The organism is Pedobacter sp. Bi126, assembly GCF_918698245.1.
Taxonomy (GTDB): domain Bacteria; phylum Bacteroidota; class Bacteroidia; order Sphingobacteriales; family Sphingobacteriaceae; genus Pedobacter.
The window spans coordinates 572,134-596,414 of the sequence record NZ_CAKKMS010000002.1; the positions used below are offsets into that span (position 1 = coordinate 572,134).

General features: G+C 39.4%; 12 protein-coding genes. All 12 read left to right on the forward strand.

Features of this window, described 5'->3' with window-relative positions; all coding sequences use genetic code 11:
* The first annotated feature begins 8 nt into the window (after positions 1–8).
* The 12 genes from LQ201_RS07635 (at position 9) to LQ201_RS07690 (ending at position 24,248) form a co-directional block, all read left to right on the forward strand.
* Positions 9–1,643 carry a fucose isomerase gene (locus LQ201_RS07635; protein ID WP_230140819.1) on the forward strand — a complete coding sequence of 545 codons (1,635 nt, stop codon included), beginning with the start codon at positions 9–11 and terminating at the stop codon, positions 1,641–1,643.
* Positions 1,644–1,653: 10 nt separating this feature from the next.
* The gene (locus LQ201_RS07640) at positions 1,654–2,322 is read left to right on the forward strand and encodes a DUF3826 domain-containing protein (RefSeq protein WP_230140821.1); all 669 of its coding nucleotides are present in this window, start codon (positions 1,654–1,656) and stop codon (positions 2,320–2,322) included.
* A 506-nt stretch (positions 2,323–2,828) separates the two neighbouring features.
* Positions 2,829–5,966: a TonB-dependent receptor gene (locus tag LQ201_RS07645; RefSeq protein ID WP_230140823.1), complete on the forward strand. Its 3,138-nt coding sequence runs from the start codon at positions 2,829–2,831 to the stop codon at positions 5,964–5,966.
* 24 nt (positions 5,967–5,990) lie between these two features.
* Positions 5,991–7,829, forward strand: coding sequence for a RagB/SusD family nutrient uptake outer membrane protein (locus tag LQ201_RS07650; protein WP_230140825.1), 1,839 nt, complete (start codon positions 5,991–5,993; stop codon positions 7,827–7,829).
* 23 nt (positions 7,830–7,852) lie between these two features.
* The gene (locus tag LQ201_RS07655; protein ID WP_230140834.1) at positions 7,853–8,782 is read left to right on the forward strand and encodes a hypothetical protein; all 930 of its coding nucleotides are present in this window, start codon (positions 7,853–7,855) and stop codon (positions 8,780–8,782) included.
* A 548-nt stretch (positions 8,783–9,330) separates the two neighbouring features.
* Positions 9,331–12,567, forward strand: a complete 3,237-nt coding sequence (locus tag LQ201_RS07660) for a TonB-dependent receptor (protein ID WP_230140836.1) — start codon at positions 9,331–9,333, stop codon at positions 12,565–12,567.
* A gap of 37 nt (positions 12,568–12,604) precedes the next feature.
* Positions 12,605–14,620 (forward strand): RagB/SusD family nutrient uptake outer membrane protein, encoded by a 2,016-nt coding sequence (locus LQ201_RS07665; RefSeq protein WP_230140837.1) that lies wholly within the window; start codon positions 12,605–12,607, stop codon positions 14,618–14,620.
* Between the two features lie 395 nt (positions 14,621–15,015).
* Entirely contained in the window at positions 15,016–16,671 is a 1,656-nt protein-coding gene (locus LQ201_RS07670; protein ID WP_230140838.1) for a polysaccharide lyase family 1 protein, read from the forward strand.
* Position 16,672: 1 nt separating this feature from the next.
* Positions 16,673–18,304, forward strand: coding sequence for a polysaccharide lyase family 1 protein (locus tag LQ201_RS07675; protein WP_230140840.1), 1,632 nt, complete (start codon positions 16,673–16,675; stop codon positions 18,302–18,304).
* 188 nt (positions 18,305–18,492) lie between these two features.
* Positions 18,493–21,654 (forward strand): DUF6298 domain-containing protein, encoded by a 3,162-nt coding sequence (locus LQ201_RS07680; RefSeq protein ID WP_230146619.1) that lies wholly within the window; start codon positions 18,493–18,495, stop codon positions 21,652–21,654.
* A 1-nt stretch (position 21,655) separates the two neighbouring features.
* The gene (locus LQ201_RS07685) at positions 21,656–23,056 is read left to right on the forward strand and encodes a glycoside hydrolase family 140 protein (RefSeq protein WP_230140845.1); all 1,401 of its coding nucleotides are present in this window, start codon (positions 21,656–21,658) and stop codon (positions 23,054–23,056) included.
* Positions 23,057–23,321: 265 nt separating this feature from the next.
* Positions 23,322–24,248 carry a glycoside hydrolase family 43 protein gene (locus LQ201_RS07690; protein WP_230140847.1) on the forward strand — a complete coding sequence of 309 codons (927 nt, stop codon included), beginning with the start codon at positions 23,322–23,324 and terminating at the stop codon, positions 24,246–24,248.
* The last annotated feature ends 33 nt before the right edge of the window (positions 24,249–24,281 follow it).

Genomic DNA, 24,281 nt, shown 5'->3' on the forward strand with positions numbered 1-24,281 from the left:
AATAAATTATGAGACAAAGTAAACAAGGAGAAATTCTACTGGTTTCAAGTGGCGATTTAAGGCTTTCAGCAAATCAAAATTGTTGGGCTGCTCAAGTCGAAATGGAGCGAAAATTAACTTTAGCCATCGAACAATTCGGCTGGAAAGTTAAACGTGCCCATTCATACAATTCAACAAAAAAACACGGCTTTATCGATTCACAAAGAATGGGTATGGATATCTTTAGAAATATTGATCCCAACCAACCTATAATTGTTGCAGAAAGTGTTTGGCAATACTCACATCATGTACTTGCAGGGCTTACCACACATCGTGGCCCGATACTAACCGTAGCCAACTGGAGCGGACAATGGCCTGGTTTGGTAGGCATGTTAAATCTGAACGGTTGCTTAACCAAAGCGGCAATTCCATATAGTACTCTATGGAGTGAAAATTTTACGGATGATTTTTTTACAGATGGCCTGCAAGAATGGCTCACAACCGGCAAGGTCAGTTACGATCAAAGTCATGTAAAAAGTTTTGCTTTAAGTAAGATCCCCTTAAGCGACGACAAGAAAGGAAGAACTTTTGCCAAAAGCTTAAAAGAGCGAAAAGTGATCATGGGTGTGTTTGACGAAGGCTGTATGGGTATGTACAATGCTATCATTCCCGACGAACTGCTGCACAAAACCGGTTTCTTTAAAGAGCGTCTAAGTCAATCGGCGCTATATGCAGGTATGCTGCAGGTTACCAATAGCGAAGCAGAGGCTGTTTTAGAATGGCTTTTGCAAAAAGGAATGACCTTTAACTGGGGAACTGAAGAGGAGACGCAATTAACTAAAAACCAAACCCTTGAGCAGTGCAAAATGTATATCTCCGCCCTGAGGATTGCTGATCATTTTAGCTGCGATACCATTGGAATCCAGTATCAGCAAGGATTGAAAGACTTAACTGTAGCCAGCGATTTAGTAGAGGGTTTATTAAATAACGAAGACCGTCCGCCGGCATTTTCTGTAGATGGTAAAGAACTTTACCCAAAACGTGCTTTACCACATTTTAACGAGGTAGACGAATGTGCTGGTTTAGATGCCCTGGTAACCTACAATCTTTGGAAAGAATTAGGAATGACTGGAGAAAACACGCTTCACGACATCCGTTGGGGCGAATATTACAAAAATGATGATGTAGACGGTTTTGTTTGGCTGTTTTTAATCTCTGGAGCAGCACCACCTGCACATTTTATTGGTGGTTATGCCGGAGCAAGCAGCGATAGGCAGCCAGCTATGTATTTCCGTTTAGGTGGTGGATCGTTAAAAGGCATCAGTAAACCGGGTTTCATTGTTTGGAGCCGGGTTTATGTAATGGATAACGAATTACATTGCGATTTGGGGGTTGGAGAAGTAGTAGCTTTGCCTGAGGCTGAAACCAAAAGACGTTGGGACGGAACAACACCCGAATGGCCAATTATGCATGCCATTTTAAAAGGCGTGAGCCGCGATCAGTTAATGGCCAGACATAAAGCCAACCACATTCAGGTAGTTTATACCAATTATGAAGCCGGTGCACACGAAGCTTGCCGCATTAAAGCAGCTGCAATGGATGAACTTGGCTTAAAAGTGCATTTTTGCGGAGATGTGAACCTAAAAAAAATAAATACAATTTAAATATAAAGACATGAAATCATCAATTTTAGCCTTATTGTTAACCCTCTCGAGCATTACAGCAATTTTTGCTCAGAACAATCCTGTGAACGATAAAGAAGCCTATGTGAAAATGATTACCGAGCGTTCGGCTAAAATTGTTACCAATCTTGGAATTACAGATGCGAAGAAAACGGAAAAAGTGATGGTAATCATCAGAGATCAATATAGCAATTTAAACGACATCTATGCCGCACGCGACATTCGTGTTAAAGCAATTAAAGAAAAAAACAAAGACAATAAAGTAGAACGCGATTCGGCCCTCGCTAAAGATAGCCGTGTGGTTGAAGCTTCATTAGCTAAACTGCATAAAAAATACATCAGCAAACTTTCTGCGCAATTAACCAATGAACAGGTTGACCTGGTTAAAAACGGCATGACCTATAATGTATTGCCAATTACCTATAAAGCCTACCAGGAAGAGATTTTAACATTGACGGATGAGCAGAAAAAACAAATTTTAGTTTGGCTTACCGAAGCACGTGAACATGCGATGGATGCAGAATCGTCAGATAAAAAACATGCATGGTTTGGTAAATATAAAGGCAGAATAAATAATTACTTATCAGCTGCCGGATACGATTTAAAGAAAGAGGGAATAGAGTGGGAGAAGCGCAGAAAAGCAAAAGCGCAAACAAACTAGCATGGCTTATGGAGCGTATTTAAACGCTTCATTATTTTTTATTTAAGAATATTTCATTTATATATGAATTTATACTTATATTGTATTGTGGATAAAATCACTAAATAGCTTATAGCGAGAAGGTTATTTTGTACTGATAAAATTGTATAATAACCGACGCTATTTAGCTAAAAAAATGGGTTTTACTTCATTAATTTAAAGGTATAATATACTTTCTAACCAATAATTATTTAATCCAAAAACAGAAATATGAGCCATCACAAAGACAATTAGTGTTAGACAGATAATTTAAAATAACGCGATCTAATTCTTTTGCCTAACTAGCAAGCTGTAAAAAGCAAAACAAACAAACAAACAACAAACACATCCTTAACCGGAAACACTAATATAAACTGTATAAGGCAATTGCCATTACAGCTTATGTATGCTAAATGAAATTGATCAAGCGCAAGGCCTGATTGATGTCGTATTAGCTGTATTAGTAAAAAACTAACCAAATAACAAATATGAACTCAAAACTTTTACGAAAAACCTCATGGGTTTTAGTGCTCATGCTATTTGCATTTACCACTGTTTTTGCGCAACAAAAGCAGATCACTGGTAAAGTGGTAGATAAAAAAGACGGGCAACCCATTCCCGGTGTTACTGTCGGGATACGCGGCAAAACCAATAATGTAAGTACCAATGATAAAGGAGAATTTGCACTGATTGCTGATCCGGCAACAGATGCATTGGTTTTTTCTTATGTTGGCTTTATCAGGCAAACTATTCCTTTGGCTGGAAAAACCAGTTTAACGGTAAATTTTGTAGAAGATAGTCAGAGTTTAGATCAGGATGCTGTTGTGGTTATCGGTTACGGAACAAAGAAACGCAGTGAGATTTTAGGTTCGGTAGCCAATATCAGGGCTGAAGAAATTCAGGACTTACCAGTCCCAAATATTGCCGCCGCACTTCGGAACAAAATTGCAGGTGTAGGCGTTAATTCTGTTTCAGGCAAACCAGGCTCCTCGGTTACCATTAATATCAGAGGAGTAACAAGATCGGAGTCATCTGCTTCACTTGGAGCCACAACAGAACCATTATACGTAATTGACGGGATTACGGTTACGCGTGACGATTTTGATAATTTAGATTTAACTATGGTTGAAGACATCTCTTTCCTCAAAGACGCTTCAGCCGCTATTTATGGCGCATCAGGCGCAAAGGGAGTAGTTTTAATTACCACTAAAAAAGGAAAAAGAGGAAAACCGCAAATCAGCTATACTGGTTTTTTAGGATTTTCAGACAATGCAGCAAATGTAGATATGCTCTCTGCATACGAGCATGCGCAACTGTTAAATGATGGTTACCGTATTGCAAATTCGCCGACTTCGTCTATGTTTTCCGCCGCAGATTTAGAACAGCTAAAAAATAGCAATATTAAAGGTTGGTTTGACGAGTTATGGAAGGTTTCGAAGGTAAACAGGCATAACATGAATGTTTCTGGCGGTTCTGAAGCGATCACCTTTTTCGCCGGTGGAAATTATTATGATGAATCAGGCAACTATGGTGGTATCAACTACAGTAAGTATGCTTTCAGATCGGGCATGAATGCTAAAATTATGGATGGCTTAACAGCCACCGTTACCTTAAGCGCAGATTTTTCGAAAAAGACTAGTGATACCTATAAAAATGGAGGAGAAAACGATCAGGCATTTTTCCAACAGCTGATTACAACGCCTAAATGGGTGCCGATTCAGATCGATGGCAAACCAATTAATTACAATAGCAATACGAATCCGCTTGCTGTTGTAAATTCAGGAAATAATATCTTTGATAAATCTCAAGGACTGGCGCTAAATGCTTCTGTTGATTATAAACCAAAATTTATACCTGGTTTAACTGGGCGTGTTCAATTTGGTAAAAATAACCGAAGCGGCACAAGTGGCCAATACGTGCCACCATACACCGTTTATAATTTCAAAACAACCGGGCAAAACAATTTACTTTACACCAACGAGGTTGTAAGTACAATTACAGCAGTAGGTGCTGCAAATACGCAGCTCTCTTCAGGCACGAACTCATCTTCAAGCTATCAGGCTATTGCATCACTCAGTTACGACAGGACATTTGGAAAACATAGCCTGAATGTGTTAGCTGCTTTCGATCAGTCAGAAGGCGTAAATGAGCAATTGAACGTATACTGGCGAAACCAGGTGTTACCAGGTATTGACGAGTATTGGGGTTTCGATCGCTCAACTTTCACATTACAAAACAAAAGCATTTTCGAATCGGTTCAGCGTTCTTACATCGGCAGGTTAAATTACGATTATGGCAAAAAATATTTTATTGAGGCGATTGCCCGTATGGATGCATCTTCAAATTTTGCGCCAGGCAACCGATGGGGTTTATTTCCAAGTGTGGGTTTAGGATGGGCGATAAGTGAAGAAGATTTCTTTAAAGACAACATCAAATTTGTAGATCGCTTAAAAGTGAGAGCCAATTATGGTTTGGTGGGGGAAAGCAGGATTAATGCGCGGTTGTGGCAATCGAGGTATACCGTTGATCCGGCAGGATACCTGTATAATGAAACATTAACTGGTGGACTTAATCCAGAGATCATGCCCAATCCTGACATTTCATGGGAAAAAGCCCGTACTTTCAACTTAGGTTTAGACGCCTCTTTCTTGAAAAACAAAATCAATTTTACCTACGAATTTTACCATAGGTATTCTTACGATATCTTTGATAAAGGGAACAATGAAAATTTCCCAATGTACGCCGGCTTTGAGGCACCACTGCTAAATTACCAGCAACGTACTAACTGGGGGCATGAATTTTCGATTGGTTACAAAGCAAAAATTGATAAAAACTGGGGTGTAAATACCGATATTTTGTTTGGTTTTGCCAATAGCCGGATAGATCAGATGTTTTATAATGAATTTCAGTTGTGGGACATCACCTATCCTGATTTAAAATACCAGTTCGGAACGGACCCCAATAAATATAACAGCGGCAACTATGGTTTGATTTCCAAAGGAATGCTGAGAACGCAAGCGGATGTAGATGCACTTCTCAATCAATACCCAACATATACCATTAATAACAGGGTGCCACAAGTTGGCTGGCTGTATTATGAAGATACTAATGGCGACGGAAAAATTACCGAAAAAGACCAGGTTCCGATGTTCGAGTCTACCAATTCTTTTGGTATTGGCTTTAATGTGGCTATTTCTTACAAAACGTTAAGCTTAAGTACAAACTTCGTAACCAGGTTCGGCGGAAAAGTATTTTTCGATAGCAAGTCTAAAGCACCTGCAAGTGCAACGGTTAATGTTCCGGCATATTGGCGCGATCACTGGACACCAGAAACCCCAAATGCAGCGTTCCCAAGGTTTGATGATGCAGGTATAGCAGCCGGTTGGAATTCGACTTTTTGGGCCAGAAGCGGCACAATGATCAGGATAAATAACATGACCTTAACCTATAAAATGCCAAAGAGCTTGCTTAGCAGAATCGGTATAGCTGATTCACGATTAGTTTTAACAGGAAACAACCTATGGACTATCGTAAATCCGCTTAAATACAAAGATCCTTACTCTTCTACAATTTATGACTACCCAACTTTGAGGACAATTTCCTTAGGCTTGAATGTAAGTTTATAATGGTTATTACTTAAAATCTGAACAATGAAATTTAAATATAAAAACACTTTAGCAATAGGTATTTTAGCCGTGCTAATGGCATCTTTTTCGGGATGTAAGAAAGATTTCTTCGATGTAAAAGACAGGAATGGGATCGACTCGAGGATATGGGACAATGAGGGAGCCATACAGTTTCTTTTAAATGACACCTATGATGTTGTTATGCCGGATTTCCCTTACGAATTTGCCGCAAACAATGTAATATATGCAAGTGATGAAGACCGTTTTTCTTCATCAGAGAGCATTATGCGCAAAGCAATTGGCGTAAATGGTACACTAACATCTAATGATGTGAAATTTATTGCTACGAAATACCAGGGCACTAAAGGCGATAACAGGTATTTCGACATTGCACGCTGTAATGTTGCCATAAAGGAGATTCCGGGAGGCAACCTGGCACAAGATTCGAAAAATAAACTGCGTGGACAATTTTTTGCATTGAGGGCTTTATCATACTTTGAATTAACACGTTTATATGGTGGTGTTCCATTGGTACTTACTCCACAAAACCCTGATAATGTAGAGTTGAGTGGAAGAGCGAGCGCAGCAGCATGTTTTAAATCTATTGTGAGCGATTTGGATTCTGCAATGATTCTATTGAACAATGTAACCTGGAATGATGGAAATGAGCGTGGTAAATTTACCCGGAAAGCAGCGGCCGCACTAAAAGGACGGGTATTGTTATACTGGGCAAGTCCACAGTTTAATCCTTTAAATGACCCAGCACACCCCTTCGATCAAAGCAGGTGGACTACTGCATATCAAGCCTGTAAAGAAGCTTATGATATATGCAAAGCTTCAGGTAACAGTTTATTACCGAACTATGGAGATATTTTTTTAAAGGAAGGAACCAGTAACACGGAGGCTATAATTGTGCGTTCTTATTCTAATAAAGTCGAAAAAAGAGGTCAGAATATAGAAGCCAAAGCAAGGCCCACAGAAGAGGGTGGTGGTGCATCGGCATTTATTCCGACCCTAAATCTTGTTAATACCTACACCATGAAGGATGGTGTTCCCGTTGGGCAGGGCAGCTCGTTCACTTACGATCCGGTTCTGTTTTGGGTAAACCGCGATCCAAGGTTGGATGCAACGATAGCCTACAATGGAAGCAGCTGGAAATTAAGCGGTGCAAGCAGCAGGAGACAATGGAATTATGTTTCGAACATTACTGAACCATCGCCACAGGGCTTTTATATGAAACGATTTTGCGACCCCGAACTCGCAAAAGGCGCCGTGGCTTATGCCAACGATTTTGGAGGAAATGGTTTAGACTGGATAGAGCTACGTTATGCTGAAGTAATTATGAACCTGGCAGAATGTGCCAATGAAATCGGTAACCTTACAGAAGCACAAAATTTAGTAAAAGAAATTCGGATCCGCGCTGGAATTCAGGCCGGAACTAAAAATTATGGACTGGATCTGGCTTCATCTAAATTGCTAATGCGCGATTTAATATTGAAAGAGAGAATGGTAGAATTTGCCTTTGAAGGAAAACGTGCCTTCGATTTAAGGCGTACCAGGAATTACCATCTTTTACAAGGCTCAATGCAAACCATACAGTGGGAAACAAAATCTACGGCACTAAAGACTGAACTTGAAGTAGTTACAGCGAATGGAACAAGGTTTAGAGAAGGCGTTAATATCAATGATAAAACATCATTTGAAAAATATTTTAAAACATCCATAATAAATCAGGGTGTTACCGGCTTCAGTATACCAGACACCTATTATTTCTATGCATTGCCATCAACATTTATGAACTCCAGCCCATTATTAGAACAAACAATTGGCTGGGATGGCGGCACTTTTGATCCTTTGAAATAATTCTTAATTAAACAGATAAAATCATGAAAAGAATTTTAAAATATTTAGGCGTTATAGCTATGGGAGCAGTGGTGTTTTCTTCATGTAAAAAGGAAGGAGAAAATATATTCAATATGTTTGATGATGTAACTGTAACCTATCATTCAACAAGCCCGTATGCGGTAACCGATTATAAAGAAGTAAATGCAGGTGATAGCGTGTATCTGGATTACACTATAAGTTCTGCAAAGGAAGATATGTATGCTGTCTGTATTTTCGAAACATCAGCGGCGATACCTTCTAAAATAATACTTAACGATAATCAAAGAAGAAATTATTCGGGAGTTGTAAAACTGAAAATGAATACACGCGTTGGCAAAACATCCTATCGCATTTGGGCTTTAGATAAAGCAGGTGTCTATTTGGGAGATGGTTATAAAACGGTTACAATAGAAGTAAGGTCAGATTATAAGTACTGGTCTTCAAGAGAATTGTATATTCCTGATACATTAGGAAAAGTGAAGAACTGTTATATGTCACTTTCAACCGGAGAGCTATTCAATTACAGTAACGGTGCGGCCAGTTCAGATAAAATAGATCTGGGATTGTATAGGTCGCCGGTAACCGGAACACCAAATTCATATTTTTACAATGTTTATGCTTTAAATTCGAGCCCGATTCCTTTTACTCCATACGACATTAGTACGTGGACCAAGAAGGCAACGTTGTTTGCCGCACCAAAAACCGCACAGTCTGCAGCCTTTTTAAATCTTCGCACAGGCGATCAGATTATTACGGCAGGTAAAAGTGCAAAGCCCACACTTAAAGGTATATCTACCGGGCTAATTGCAGGAAGTTTGTTTTATTTTTTAACTGCTGAAGGAAAATATGGCGCTTTTTATGTGAACTCTGTTTCGAGTAACAACGCTTCGGGGGGGGTATTCTTAAATGTTGATGTAAAAATTCAGAATTAATATTATCATTTGTGGGAGCTCAATAATATGAGCCTTAATTTATCCAAAACGAGGCAAAATTTTGTCTCGTTTTTTTTTGTTTATTTTTATTTAAGAATGTTACATTTATATATGAATATATTTCTATATCTTAGATCATCAAATTCAAATCAAGAGAAGAACGATATAGATTTGATTTAGTTACGTTAATATCCTATAGTATGTAGCCAAAATCATATAGTAAATAGCCAATTATTGATTGCAATTTTGAAATATAATATACTTTCTAACCAGAATAAATATCAAGATCAAAGTAAAAAATGAGCCAATACACCCCATATTATCATCGATTTTTTTTATTAGGAACCTTGGTTGATTCTTTTATTATAAAATAATTTTTTACGTCTATTTCGCTGCTCTCTTAATACGCTCCATTTATAAAAGTTAAAACGATACTATAATTGCTCAGTGGATTAAAGATTAGAAACTTTTGATCATTGAAGAGATAACAACACTAAAAGCAGGCGGTAAATTGTCTAAATAGAATTAAAAACTAACCAAATAATAAGATGAACTTAAAATTTTTACGCAAAATTTCTTTGTCCTTGCTATTTATGCTACTGGCAAGCACAATCCTTTTTGCACAAGAGCGAAAGATTACGGGTAAAGTTGTCGATCAGGCTGATGGGCAGGGAATCCCAGGGGTAAACGTAAGTTTAAAAGGTGTTCCCAGCAATGTGAGTACCAATTCTGACGGTGTTTACACTATTCAGGTAAAATCTGATGCAGATGTGCTTGTATTCTCATTTATAGGATATGTAAGGCAACAGGTAACAGTAGGTAAACAAACCAATATTGTTGTACGTTTAGTTCCTGAAAATAAAAGCCTCGAAGATGTGGTTGTTGTTGGTTATGGCACGCAAAAGAGAAGTCATTTAACAGGTGCTGTTGTAGATATAAAGGCAACTGAAGTGGAAGACTTACCTGCAAGTAATATAGGTGCTGCACTGGCGGGAAAAATATTGGGTGTTGGGGTGAGCGGAGGTATTTCAAGACCTGGTTCTACAGCAAAGTTGACCATCAGAAACCCAAACACTATTTTCTCGAAAGATGGCGGTTCTACCGACCCGCTATATGTAATAGATGACGTAATTCAGATCAATCCTCAAAACGGACAACCTGATGCTACGCTCTTTAATAACCTTGATCCTTCTGAAATAGAAAGTTTATCTTTCCTAAAAGATGCGTCTGCAGCTATTTATGGTACAAGGGCAGGTAATGGAGTAGTATTAGTAAAAACTAAACGTGGCAAAATCGGACCTCCACGTATCAGTTATAGCGGCTCGTATGCCTTTAATGATGAAGCTTACCGAACTAAAATGATGAGTGCCTATCAGTTTGGGATGTATTATAACATTATGAACGGGCCCAATGGAGCTAATGTAAATCCAACAGGTGCTTCAGCAGCTGATAGTTTTTTTAGTCAGGACGAATTAGAGCATTTTAAAAACATTAATTATGATTGGTTAGAAGATGCATGGAAATCATCCTATAACATGAAACACACTTTAAGTATCTCGGGAGGTACAGACCGTGCAACCTATTTTGGTGATGTTGCTTATTACAAGCAAGATGGAAACCTTTCGAGCCTTGATTTTAAACGTTGGAATTTTAGATCAGGAGCCGATATTAAGGTGGCAACCAATCTCAAGGTTGGTTTGCAGGTTTCGGGAAACAATAGTGAGCTCATTAAAACCTTTAATAAAATTGGTAGTGAGTTAGACGACAATGATTATCGTAACCTCATTCTTGCGCCTCGTTACGTGCCGATGTACATTAATGGATACCCTGTAAAACTACCAGGAACCACTAATGATTTTTCTACCTATCATTTCTACGAAATCGAGAAATTAGGCAATCTGGCGAACACCAGAAATACCAACTTTACGATAAATTTAAATGCTCAATATGATATTCCGTTTGTTAAAGGTCTAAGTGCAAGAGCTGCATATTCTAGAAATATGGGTAGCAGCAACGGATCACAGATCGGAACAAAATATAATGTTTATACCTTTAAAAAATTAGGTACTAATGAACATATTTACGACGGGGCGACATTACCAACAGCTCTTGTTGCTTCTAATGGTAATCGATTATACTATTCCAATACGACACAAAGTTCAACTCAATCAAACTTTGTGCTAACCTACAACAGGTCGTTCGGAAAACATACGATAGGTGCTTTAGCTACGGTAGAAAGATCTGAGCAAGCCTTTAATAATGAGGTTGTATTTAAAGCAGATCCGATCCAACAAACAAATGGCCAGTTTAACTCGGCAACCGGCGCGATAGATGGAAGTACTACAAAATCAGAAGGAGGATCACTATCATATGTTGCAAGAGCAAACTATAGCTACGCAGATAAGTACCTTGCAGAATTTATGTTTAGAAGCGATGCTTCTACCAAATTTGCACCGGGTAACTATTGGGGTAATTTCTATTCAGGCTCATTGGGCTGGGTAATTTCAGAAGAAGATTTTTTTAAAGTACCTGGTATTGACTTCTTAAAACTAAGATACTCGATAGGTTTATTAGGGAACGACCAAACTAAGGCTTGGTTATGGAGACAGCGTTATACCTTCCAGGATGGTAAAGGAGCAGTATTTGGTGGAGATGGAAATGCAACAGCAGGTTATAAAATGGAAGCATCTCCAAACCCTGATGCAACCTGGAGCGACGAACTTAAAAATAACGTAGGTATTGATGCTAAATTTTTAAAAAACCGACTTACATTATCTTTGGATGGTTATTATAATCATGCAACAAATATTTTAACAGAAGTAACATCTAATATTCCAATCACGATTGGTGGTTCAGTAGCCTCACAAAATTATGCTACAGCAGATTACTTTGGCTACGAACTGGGAATTGGCTGGAACGATAAAATCGGAAAGGATTTTAGTTATGGCGTAGATTTCAGGTTTGCTTGGTCAGATAATAAAGTAATCAAAGCAGATTACAACGCAAATGATGTTCTATATCCTTGGAATCCACGCAATGGAACTTCATCTGATGTGGGCAAATGGGGTTACGATTATTTAGGCATGTTTAAAGATCAACAAGAAATCGATGCTTATGTAAGTCAGTACAAAATTACCTCCGTAAATCCAGGTGCTGCCGGTAGCGGATCAGCAGTGTTGGCCAAAGATTTAAAACCAGGCATGCTCTATTATAGAGATGTTAGAGGACCTTTACAACCTGATGGATCTTTTGCGGCCCCAGACGGTATAATTGACTTTAATGATCAGGTACAGTTATCAAAAAAAGCCACTAATCATTATGGCTACGGAACAACATTAAAAGCAAATTATAAAGGAATAGGAATAGAGGCGGTAATTTCAGGTTCCTTTGGTGGATGGTCGGAAATCGATGCCCGTAAAAAAATGAACAATTCTATTTCACGTACTTTTGCAAGTGTGCCTGAGATCTGGGGCGATATTTATGATCCCATCCTAAACCCAACAGGTACTATGCCAAACCCAAATTGGGAAGCAACAAGTTTAAGTCCAACATCAAATTTCTGGAAAGTTTCTTCTTTTAGAATGCGTTTGGCAAGCATACAGTTAAATTATTCCCTTCCTAAGCGCTGGCTCGAACAAGTTAAAGTAAGTAATGTGCGTGTTTACGCAAGCGCGTTAAACCCTTATAATTTCTATAACCCATATTCTTATAGGGATAGTGATACAGCATACGACGTTTTTCCGAATCTGAAAACTTTTTCTTTTGGATTAAACGTAACTTTTTAACAAATAAAAAATAGTTGTACTATTAGATTTTAGAGACATGAAAAAGATTAATAAAATATATGTTTTGGTTTCGCTGGTTATATTAATGGCGAGCTGCAAAGACAGTTTTTTAGAAGAGAAAAAAGATTATGCAGGCTTTAATGAGCAGGTTTTTCAAGAAGCCCCACTGGCTCAGGGCTATGTAGATTATGTTTACGGGTTGTTTTTACCAGCAAACAATGGTACGCCTAATGTGCAGGTGCAGAGTGCTACAGATAACGGCGCTTACAGTTCGGCATTTACACAAACTACCGATGAGCTGGCAGGTGAAACAGATTGGAATAAAGAGTGGGCCCAAATTTCATATGTAAATACAAATGCATTAAAATACTTTGGACAACGTTTGCCAAATAGTGTAGCCAATAATACCTGGACACGTATGAAAGAGATCAACCTTTTTCTACAGGAAATCGATAAACATGGTTTAACAACAGATATAACCAATAAGTTTAAAGGACAGATGTACTTTTGGAGAGCCTGGCAATATTTCGAACTGGTAAAGTTATATGGCGGGGTACCGCTGGTTTTAACGCCTCAAGATCCCATTGTTTCTTCCGGACCTGCGAATGAGATACAAAGAAGCTCATCTTCTGCCTGTATAGAACAGATTGTTAAAGATCTGGATATGGCCATCTCCCTTCTGCCCGGAAAATGGACAGGAGTAGATAATGGTAGAATTACATCGGGAGCTGCTGCTGCACTAAAAGGCAGGGTACTCTTAACATGGGCAAGCCCGCTTTTTAACCGCACTGATGACAGGGCACGTTGGGATAGAGCCTACCAGGCAAATTTAGCAGCCAAAACTTTATTAGAAGCTAATGGCTTTGGCTTATATAAAGTAGGAGGAACAGCAAATGGAGTGGCATGGGGAAATATGTTTATAGCTGATAACAGTATCGAATCTGTATTCGCTTTTGGCTTTAATGCGTTAACAACCGGAAATCCACAAAAAAACAATGGTTGGGAGCAGGCTACACGTTCACGTGAAATTAATGGCGCCGGATCAATATCGCCAACCAAGCAGATTGTGGATGCCTTTCCAATGAGAGATGGCAAGCCGATTACCGCCTCATCATCAACATATCCTTATTCTGACGCTAAATTCTACAAAAATAGAGATCCTAGGTTTTATAAAACATTTGTATATAATGGAGCCATCTGGCCGTATTCGGGTGCAACTAATTATAAGCAATGGACATATGTTTGGAAAAAAACGGCAACAGCTGGCTATAATGGCACTACTGAAACAAAAGGAGCCAATGCTAGCGGTATATATTTATGTAAAGCAAATAATCCAAACGCAAACAATACAATTGGTAACTTTAGCAATAGTCCGACCGATTATATGGAAATAAGATTTGCAGAAGTTGTACTAAATCTTGCTGAATCAGCTATTGGTGCAGATAAACTTAGCGAAGGTTTTGAAGGCATTAAATCTATTAGAGATAGGGCAGGTATTTTAGCCGGTACTGATGGATCTTATGGTTTGGGTGTTGGTTTAAGCCGCGACCAATTATTTGCAGCTGCTTTAAACGAAAGAAAAGTGGAATTCGCCTATGAAAGCAAACGCTTCTGGGATCTAAGAAGATGGATGCTTTTTGAATCTGGCCCTACCGCCACAAGGTTAGGTTTTACACCTTTAAATGGTACGCGTAGAACAGGGTTTTATATTGGAGTTAAAACACTTGCAGGTGCTGATTATGTTGGTGCAAATGATCCTTTGTTAAAACCGGCCTCAGGGACGGCTCCACTTATCGATAGAGATCCTGCAACTTATCCTGCCGGAATTACCACCTACGATCAATACGTAGATTACCTTTACGATAACTATTTCAAGATCAGTGTAAGAGACGATCTTGATAAGACAAGTCCGGCTAACTGGAAATTTACATGGTATCCACAATATTATTTCTTCGGCATCAATCAAACGGTATTGTCAGCAAGTCCATATCTACAACAAACAACAGGTTGGGATAGCATGAATGGTGCTGGTACCTTCGATCCATTAAAGTAATTACAGAAGATCTTCGGGGCGGTTTGCTCACTGCCCTGGTTTTTTTATATTTGGTTTGGAAAAAGGGGACATTAATTTGTCTCCTTTTTTTTTATTTAAGAATGTTACATTTATATATGAATTTTATTCCTATCTTGTAACATGGCTGCGAGAATGAATTTAATTTGTTACAGGCATTTTTGCCAATTGATAAGATGGTACAATAGCTAGCCAAAATTATACATTAAACAGCTGCTTTTTGCATGCAAATTTGAAAGATAATATACTTTCTAACCAAAATTACTTACAAGGATAGACAAAGAAATGAGCCACGATTTTCAATATCAGCGATTAGATTTTTTTCTGCTAGTCAAAAATATTTCGTAATTTCTTTCTCTTCCCAACGAACAACACAAATGAAAAAGAACATTTTAAATCTGTTGCTAACAACAGCATTAATACTCTCCGCAAATTATACGTTTGCCCAATATCCAAACATTCCTGCCGATATTAAAAAATCATCTGATTCGATGATGAAAGAAGCCTATCACCAATCTGATATTGCCTGGGAGAAAGCAAAGCCTATTATTGCAAAAGAGGCCGCTCAGGGCAAGCCATATATTCCTTGGGCGGGTAGACCGACTGATTTGCCACAATCAGATTTATTGGCTTTTCCAGGTGCAGAAGGTGGAGGCGCTTATAGTTTTGGTGGCCATGGCGGTAGGGTTATTGTAGTTAAAAACCTAAACGATAAGGGACCTGGTTCTTTGCGTGATGCCTGTGAACAAGGTGGTGCAAGGATTGTGGTTTTCAATGTTTCAGGGATTATCAGATTAAAAACCCCGCTTATTATCCGTGCACCTTATATCACTATTGCTGGCCAAACCGCACCTGGTGATGGTGTTTGCGTGGCCGGCGAGTCGGTTTGGTTAAATACACATGATGTAATTATACGTTTTATGCGTTTTAGAAGGGGAGAAACCTTTGTTGGCCGTCGCGATGATGCCATTGGAGGTAATCCAGTAGGTAACATTATGATCGATCACGTTTCGGCGAGCTGGGGATTGGATGAAAACATGTCGATGTACCGCCACATGTACAATGATAGTACTGGCAAAGCAGAAGAGAAATTGGGGACGGTAAATATTACGATACAAAACTCTATTTTCTCAGAGGCACTAGATTATTGGAACCATGCTTTCGGTAGCACCTTAGGTGGAGAAAACTGTGCCTTTGTACGTAACCTTTGGGCAGATAATGGTGCCCGTAACCCATCAATTGGCTGGAACGGAATTTTTAATTTTGCTAACAATGTGGTTTTTAACTGGAACAACCGCTCAACTGATGGCGGCGATTATACCGCACAATATAACATCATTAATAACTTTTATAAACCAGGTCCGGTTACCGAACTGAAAGATCCGATTAGTTACCGCATTTTAAAACCAGAATCTGGACGCAGTAAATTACCCTATGTTGTTTTTGGCAGGGCTTATGTAGCTGGAAATATAATTGACGGTAATGAAAAAGTAACCAAAAATAACTGGGATGGAGGGGTTCAATTGGAAGATAAAAAAGGAAATTTAATGTCTTTCGATGAAGCAAGTAAATATTTCGCAGCGATGAAAGCTAAGAGTCCGTTTCCAATGCCTAAGATCAGTATTATCCCTACTTTAAAAGCTAAAGAATATGTATTGGCAAATGCCGGTGCAACTTTACCGAAAAGAGATCCGGTTGATACCCGTGTAGTTAAACAGGTTGCCACAGGTAAAATCGAAGTACATCCTGATGCTAAACCATCTGCTTTTCAGTTTGAACACCGCAGGTTACCAGGCGATTCTTACAAGCAAGGCATCATTACAGAAGTTTCTCAGGTTGGAGGTTACCCAGAATATAGAGGCACACCATATAAAGACAGTGATGATGATGGTATGCCAGATGCTTACGAGCTTAAAAATGGTTTAAACCCTAAGGATGCAGCTGATGCTGCTAAAACTACAAAAAGTGGTTATGCAAACATCGAAGTATATTTAAATAGTGTTGTTCCGGTTTCAATTGTTAAGCCCAACTAATATGCGTACCTGGAAATTAATTTTTAGCATAATAGCGCTGTTTGGTATTGGAAATGTAGCTTTTGCACAATATCCGGTAATCCCAGAGGCAATGGAAAAGAAAGCCGATTCGCTTTTAAAAAGCATTGAAGAAAAATCTGAACTGCAATTTTTAAAAGTAAAACATATTGTAGATGAAGAGGCAAAACAGGGTAAACCTTATATTCCATGGGCAGCAAAACCAGGTGATTTACCACAAGCTAAAACAGTGGCCTTTCCGGGCGCTGAAGGTGGTGGTGCTTATTCTTTTGGCGGCCGTGGTGGAAAAGTTTACGTAGTAACCAGTCTTGAAGATTCGGGCAGCGGAACTTTACGTGAGGCCTGCGAGCAAGGCGGTGCGCGAATCATTGTTTTTAACGTTTCGGGGATTATCAAATTAAAAACACCACTGATTATCCGTGCACCTTATATTACCATTGCCGGTCAAAGTGCACCTGGCGATGGGATCTGCGTGGCTGGCGAATCAGTTTGGATCAATACCCATGATGTAGTGATCCGCTATATGCGTTTCCGTCGGGGAGCAACAGATGTTACCCGTAGAGATGACGCCATCGGCGGAAATCCTGTTGGAAACATCATCATCGATCACGTTTCGGCAAGTTGGGGATTAGATGAGAATATGTCGATTTACCGCCATGTTTACGATCCAAAAGACGGTTCTAAACCTATAAAACTACCCACTGTAAACGTTACCATCCAGAATTCGATCTTTTCAGAGGCTTTAGATACCTATAACCATGCCTTCGGAAGTACAATTGGCGGTTTGAACAGTACTTTTATGCGTAATCTTTGGGCATCAAATATCAGCCGGAATCCTTCTGTTGGCATGTATGGCGATTTTGGTTTTGCCAATAATGTGATTTTTAACTGGTGGAACAGAAGTGCCGATGGTGGCGATAATGCTTCATTTTATAGTTTTATTAACAATTATTATAAACCAGGACCCATTACTCCGACAGGAGAACCGATTTCTTATCGTATCTTAAAACCTGAATCGGGCAGAGATAAAAAGTTTGCCAACGAATTTGGTAAAGCTTATGTAACCGGTAATATTATAGAAGGAAACGAAAAGGTAACCAAAAATAATTGGGATGGTGGTGTTCAACCTGAAAGCAAAAGAGATAAACAAAAGTTGTTAGATTCGATGAAAGTGGATAAACCTTTGCCAATGGCTAAAATTTCCATCATCGATACCAAAAAAGCTTATGATTATGTTCTGGCCAATGCCGGTGCATCTCTTCCTGTTAGAGACGCTGTTGATCAACGCATCATCAGGCAGGTAAGCACTGGTAAAATTGATCATGTTGAGGATGGGAAACTTCCAGCTCAACAAAGTTATGTAAAACGCCGTTTGCCTGCTGATTCATACAAAAAAGGCATTATTTCCGACATTGCACAAGTTGGGGGGTATCCTGAATATAAAGGAAAACCTTATGTAGATACAGATCATGATGGAATACCGGATGCCTGGGAAACAAAAAACGGACTAAACCCAAAAGATGCTAAGGATGCCTCAAAAATTTCGAAATCAGGTTATGCCAATATCGAAGTTTATTTGAATAGTTTGGTAGATATCAATAAAGTGAGACCGTAGAAAGATTAAAGAAAAAAGACTAAAGCTGAAAGGCTGATAATCTTAAGAAGAATCGTCATCTCGACTGAAGCGAAGCGGAATGGAGAGATCTATCCAAATAGATTTCTCGACTGCGTTTGCACTCTGCTCGAAATGACGATCAAGAGAGAAAGAAATCCTCAATGCCTTTGTGGTTAAAAAAATAAAATATGCCAAAAACTAACCATATATTAAAAGCTATGCAACTAAAAACCTTACCGTTTTTGGTAATGGCGCTTTTGGCGACTAACTTTTCATTTGCCCAAAAAACAAAGCCGGTAGAGCCACCAAAACCTATCTTTAAAGGGAAGGATGGCAAGATGGCTTATACACCGGATGCAGATGGAAACCGGATTCCCGATTTTTCCTATGCTGGTTACATGGCAGGAGAAAAAGCCATTCCTAATGCAACAATTAAGGTAGTTGTTCCTGTTTCAAAGGGCGATGCCACCTTAAGGATTCAATCAGCCATTAATTATGTTTCGAAATTACCCCTAGGTAAAGATGGATTACGTGGCGCCGTTTTATTAGAAAAAGGAACTTACGAAGTTGCCGGAACATTAAGGTTGTCAGCTTCTGGAGTAGTGCTCCGAGGAAGTGGAATGGGCGAAAACGGTACAAAGATTTTTGCTACGGGTTTAGACCGGATTGGCGTAATCAGGATTATAGGTCATAAAAATAGGATAGAAGAACAGGCAATCGCAGTTACCGATACTTATGTGCCCGTTAATGCAAATAAAATTACACTGTCTAATGCCAATGGATTTAAAATAGGTGATCAGATCATCATTAACAGACCTTCAACTAAAGAGTGGATCGAGATTCTCAAAACGGTCGAGTTTGGTGGTGGAGAAAGTGCTTTGGGATGGAAACCAGGGACAAGAGATATTCATTGGGATAGAAAAATTATCGCCATTAATGGCAATACAATAACTTTCGATGCGCCAATTACAACAGCTTTAGATGCTAAATATGGTGGCGCAACGGTTTCGAAATATAAATGGGATGGAAGAATTGCACAATCTGGCGTTGAAAACCTGAAAATCGAATCAGATTATCATAAAGAAAATATTAAAGACGAATACCACCGTTGGACAGCTATCTGTTTAGAAAACGTACAAGATGCCTGGGTTCGTCAGGTGGTTTTTGAGCATTTTGCAGGTTCTGCAGTAAATGTTTTGGAAACTTCAAAAAGGATTACTGTTGAAGATTGTAAATCGTTAGCTCCAATTTCCGAAATCGGTGGCGAGCGCCGTTTTACTTTTTTAACAACTGGTCAGCAAACACTTTTCCAAAGGTTGTACTCAGAATATGGTTATCATGATTTTACTGTTGGCTTTTGCGCGCCAGGCCCCAATGTTTTTGTACAGTGCCAGTCTTATTTGCCTTTCAGTTTTAGTGGTGCAATTGACAGTTGGGCATCGGGCGTTTTATTCGATATCGTAAATATCGATGGGCAAGCATTAAGTTATTTAAACCGCGGACAGGATGGACAAGGTGCTGGTTGGAGTGCTGCAAATAGTGTATTCTGGCAATGTAGTGCTGCAAGGGTTGATAATTTTCAGCCGCCTACAGCTCAAAACTGGGCTTTTGGAACCTGGGCGCAATTCGCCGGAAACGGTTATTGGGATATGTCGAACGAACAGATCCAGCCACGAAGTTTATATTATGCGCAACTAAAAGATAGATTGGGAAATGAGGCGGATAGCAGGAACTTTGTGCTACCTGTTGAAACAGAAGCATCAAGCAGTCCGCCTGTAGATGTGGCATTAAAACTAACCAAATTGGCCTACAAACCTGCTTTAACCGTTGCAGAATATATTGATGCAGCACCTGACAGGAATAAAATCCCGACAGATGCCGGTTCGGCAAAAAATATTGATAAGATCGGCTTAGATAAAGTTATCCAAACTCCACTTGCAGGCGCAATGAGCATCAAAAATGGCTGGTTGGTCCGTGGCAGTGAAATCCTTCTGGGAGATCGTCAGGATGTGCCATGGTGGAACGGAAGCGCCCGTCCGTATGGATTAAAAAATGCTAAGTTTCACATCACACGTTTCGTTCCTGGTCGTTCCGGTAATGGCTTAACAGATGATCTGGATTCGATGACCGATGCCATGAAAAACGGTCAGGTTAAAGTGCTAGATCATAATTATGGCCTTTGGTACGACAGAAGAAGAGATGACCATGAGCGCATCCGTCGTATGGATGGCGAGGTTTGGGCACCTTTTTATGAACTGCCTTTTGCTCGTAGCGGACAGGATAAAGCCTGGGATGGTTTGAGCAAATATGATATTACCAAATACAACCTTTGGTATTGGGATAGGTTAAAGCAATTTGCTAATCTGGCTGATCAAAAAGGCCTGGTTTTAATTCACGAAAACTATTTTCAACACAACATTATCGAGGCCGGGGCGCATTATGCCGATTTTCCCTGGCGTACTGCAAACAATATCAACAACACGGGTTTCCCCGAACCTGTACCGTATGCTGGCGACAAACGCATTTTTATGGCTGAGCAGTTTTACGATATCAGCAACGAACACCGCAAGGCAATCCATAAAGCTTACATCAGAAAATGTTTAGCGAATTTTGATGGAAACACAGGCGTTATCCAGTTAATTGGTGCCGAATTTACCGGTCCGCTGCACTTTGTTCAGTTCTGGATCGATACCATTAACGAATGGGAAAAAGAAACAGGTAAACATCCGATTATCGGCTTAAGTGTAACAAAAGATGTGCAGGATGCCATTTTAGGAGATCCAAACCGTGCTGGTGTTGTCGATCTGATCGACATTAGGTACTGGCATTACCAGGCCGATGGAACGGCTTACGCACCACAAGGTGGCTTAAGTTTGGCGCCACGTCAGCATGCACGTTTGTTAAAACCTAAAAAAACATCTTTCGAAGAAGTTTATCACGCCGTTTCAGAATATAAGAATAAGTTCCCAGAAAAGGCTGTGATGTATTCGGGCGATAGCTTTGACAGTTTCGGTTGGGCAATTTTAATGGGAGGAGGTTCGCTCTCCAACGTCAATGGAATTGATGATTCAATTTTAACTGCGGCATCTTCGATGAAACCTTTTTTACCTGCAGATAAATCTGCAAAACAATATGGTTTAGAAAACCCTGGCAAAGCTTATATTTTGTATAACGCTTCTGCAAATGCCATCAATCTCGATTTGAGGAAAATATCTGGAAAATTCAACGTAAAAGTGCTGAACACGAGAACGGGGAAGCTGCTTAAAGAAGAGAAAATTAATGCTGGCGCTATTGCTAAGTTAGAGAAGGTTGGATCAGGAGACGAAGTTATCATCATCAATAAAATTTAACATGAACATTAAATCTAAAATATTTCTGCTTGTTGTGGTTTCTTGCTTAGCTTTTGGCTGTAAGAAAAAACCACACTTTGGCGATAAAAGTCTCTTGGTTTCAGAGAATGGAAGATATTTAACCACTGGTGATGGCAAACCATTCTTCTGGCTTGGCGATACGGGCTGGTTGTTGTTTGGTAGGTTAACAAGAGAAGAAGCAAATACTTACCTCGAAGACCGCAAACAAAAAGGTTTCAATGTCATCCAGGTAATGTTATTACATGATGTTCCATCTAGAAATGTGTATCTGGATTCCTCAGTTGTTCATGCCGATGTTTCAAAGCCGATGCTTACACCGGGCAATAATCCAAAAGATTCTTTGGCTTATGATTATTGGGATCATGTAGATTATATCGTTGATCAGGCAGCAGAAAAAGGCCTTTACATGGCACTAGTGCCTGTTTGGGGTACAAATGTTAAAGCTGGAAAAGTTAAAAAGGAACAGGCAAAAGCTTATTCTGAGTTTTTGGCGAAACGTTATAAAGAGAAATGGAATATCATCTGGCTCAATGGTGGCGATATTAAAGGCAGCGATAAAAAAGAAGTTTGGAATACCATTGGCGAAACTTTAAGGGCAAATGATCCCAATCACCTTATTACTTTCCACCCGAGGGGAAGAACTGCCTCATCGCAATGGTTTCAGAATGCAAAATGGTGCGATTTTGATATGGTTCAATCTGGTCACCGCCGATATGATCAGGATACCTCTAAAAATGAGAAATTACATTATGGAGAAGATAACTGGAAATACATTGAAGCCGATTATAAACTGAAACCAACGAAGCCGACAATTGATGGTGAGCCTTCTTATGAGGATATTCCACAAGGTTTGCACGATACGCTCCAACCACGCTGGACAGATAGTGATGTAAGAAGATACGGTTACTGGTCGGTTTTTGCAGGTGCCTTTGGCTATACCTATGGTCATAATTCGGTGATGCAGATGTATAAAAAAACAGATTTAAAACCTGCTTATGGCCCTAAAGACCAATGGATAACGGCTATAAATGCACCAGGCGCTAAACAGATGCAGTATTTGAAAGATTTAATGTTATCTCATTCTTATTTCGATCGTGTGCCTGATCAGACTTTGGTAGCTGGAAAGAACGGCGAAAAATACGAACGGGTTATAGCCACAAGAGGCGAAGAATTTGCGATGTTGTACAACTATACAGGAAGAAATTTCAGTGTACAAATGGGTAAAATTGATGGTGACGAAGTAAAAGCATCATGGTTTGATCCAAGAACAGGGAAAATGATCCCAATTGGAGAATTTGAAAATAAAGGAATAAAAGAGTTTAACCCACCAGGTGAGCCTGCAAATGGCAACGATTGGGTATTGGTGTTGGAAGAGATATAGAAGAGTAGCGATAGGCATAAGGCGTTGATTCTGTGCAAGATCGTCATTGCGAGAAGGAACGACGAAGCAATCTTTTTTGTTCGCCATCCTCGCGCAAAATCGTCATTTCGACTGGAGTGCAACGGAATGGAGAAATCTATCGCGACAGTTAAAAAAATGTCATCCTGAGCGTAGTCGAAGGACAATCTTTTTAACAAATTACAGAAAAGGTCTTCGACTACGCTCAGACTGACAATTGCAAAAAAGAAATAATTAAAGAAAAACAGTGTTTAAACCCAATTCCATATTATCATTTCGCATAGCCATTATTGGCCTGCTTTTGTGCGGATTAAGTTCCTGTTCAAAACAAGCCTATTTATTTACCTCCTTCCACGAGCCAGCCAACGAAGGCTTGAGGTTTTTGTACAGTTATGATGCTTACCATTGGACAGATTTAAATAAAACCTTCTTGAAACCTGAAGTGGGAACACAGAAAGTTTTACGCGATCCGTCAATCGTTCAAGGCCCGGATGGAACCTTTCATTTGGTTTGGACCTGCAGCTGGAAAGGAGATAAAGGTTTCGGCTACGCAAGTTCTAAAGACCTGATCAACTGGAGTGTGCAAAAGTTTCTTCCAGTAATGGAAAGTGAGCCAAAAACCGTAAATGTGTGGGCACCGGAAATTTTTTATGATAATGAGAAAAAAGAATATGTAATCATCTGGGCATCAACCATACCGTTCCGCTTTGCTAAAGGAATAGAGGAAGAAGAAAATAACCACCGGATGTATAGTATTACAACCAAAGATTTTGAGACTTTCTCAAAACCAAAATTGTTTCTCGATCCAGGTTTTAGTGTAATTGATGCGGTTATTGTGAAACGGGCAACCAAGGATTATGTGCTGGTTTTAAAGGATAATACCCGGCCGAACAGGAATTTGAAAGTTGCTTTTGCCAAGGATGTTTTAGGCCCTTATGAAAATGTTTCTGAAACTTTTAGTCCGAAATTAACGGAGGGACCAACGGTTGTTAAAGTTGGAAAGGATTGGCTGATTTATTTCGATGCCTACGGACAAAAGATTTATTCAGCTTATAGAACAGCCGATTTTAAGTCTTTTAAAGATGTAACTGCGGAGATTTCAATCCCCGAAGGACATAAACATGGAACAATTATAAAAGTGAAAAGAAGAGTTATTAAGGATTTATTGAAATAGTAACCACCAAGACACAAAGAAAAAAACGTCATT

Bases quoted from the DNA above. Each gene is read 5' to 3' on its own strand.
- LQ201_RS07635 (WP_230140819.1), top strand. From the start codon at position 9: ATGAGACAAAGTAAACAAGGAGAAATTCTACTGGTTTCAAGTGGCGAT.
- LQ201_RS07640 (WP_230140821.1), top strand. From the start codon at position 1,654: ATGAAATCATCAATTTTAGCCTTATTGTTAACCCTCTCGAGCATTACA.
- LQ201_RS07645 (WP_230140823.1), top strand. From the start codon at position 2,829: ATGAACTCAAAACTTTTACGAAAAACCTCATGGGTTTTAGTGCTCATG.
- LQ201_RS07650 (WP_230140825.1), top strand. From the start codon at position 5,991: ATGAAATTTAAATATAAAAACACTTTAGCAATAGGTATTTTAGCCGTG.
- LQ201_RS07655 (WP_230140834.1), top strand. From the start codon at position 7,853: ATGAAAAGAATTTTAAAATATTTAGGCGTTATAGCTATGGGAGCAGTG.
- LQ201_RS07660 (WP_230140836.1), top strand. From the start codon at position 9,331: ATGAACTTAAAATTTTTACGCAAAATTTCTTTGTCCTTGCTATTTATG.
- LQ201_RS07665 (WP_230140837.1), top strand. From the start codon at position 12,605: ATGAAAAAGATTAATAAAATATATGTTTTGGTTTCGCTGGTTATATTA.
- LQ201_RS07670 (WP_230140838.1), top strand. From the start codon at position 15,016: ATGAAAAAGAACATTTTAAATCTGTTGCTAACAACAGCATTAATACTC.
- LQ201_RS07675 (WP_230140840.1), top strand. From the start codon at position 16,673: ATGCGTACCTGGAAATTAATTTTTAGCATAATAGCGCTGTTTGGTATT.
- LQ201_RS07680 (WP_230146619.1), top strand. From the start codon at position 18,493: ATGCCAAAAACTAACCATATATTAAAAGCTATGCAACTAAAAACCTTA.
- LQ201_RS07685 (WP_230140845.1), top strand. From the start codon at position 21,656: ATGAACATTAAATCTAAAATATTTCTGCTTGTTGTGGTTTCTTGCTTA.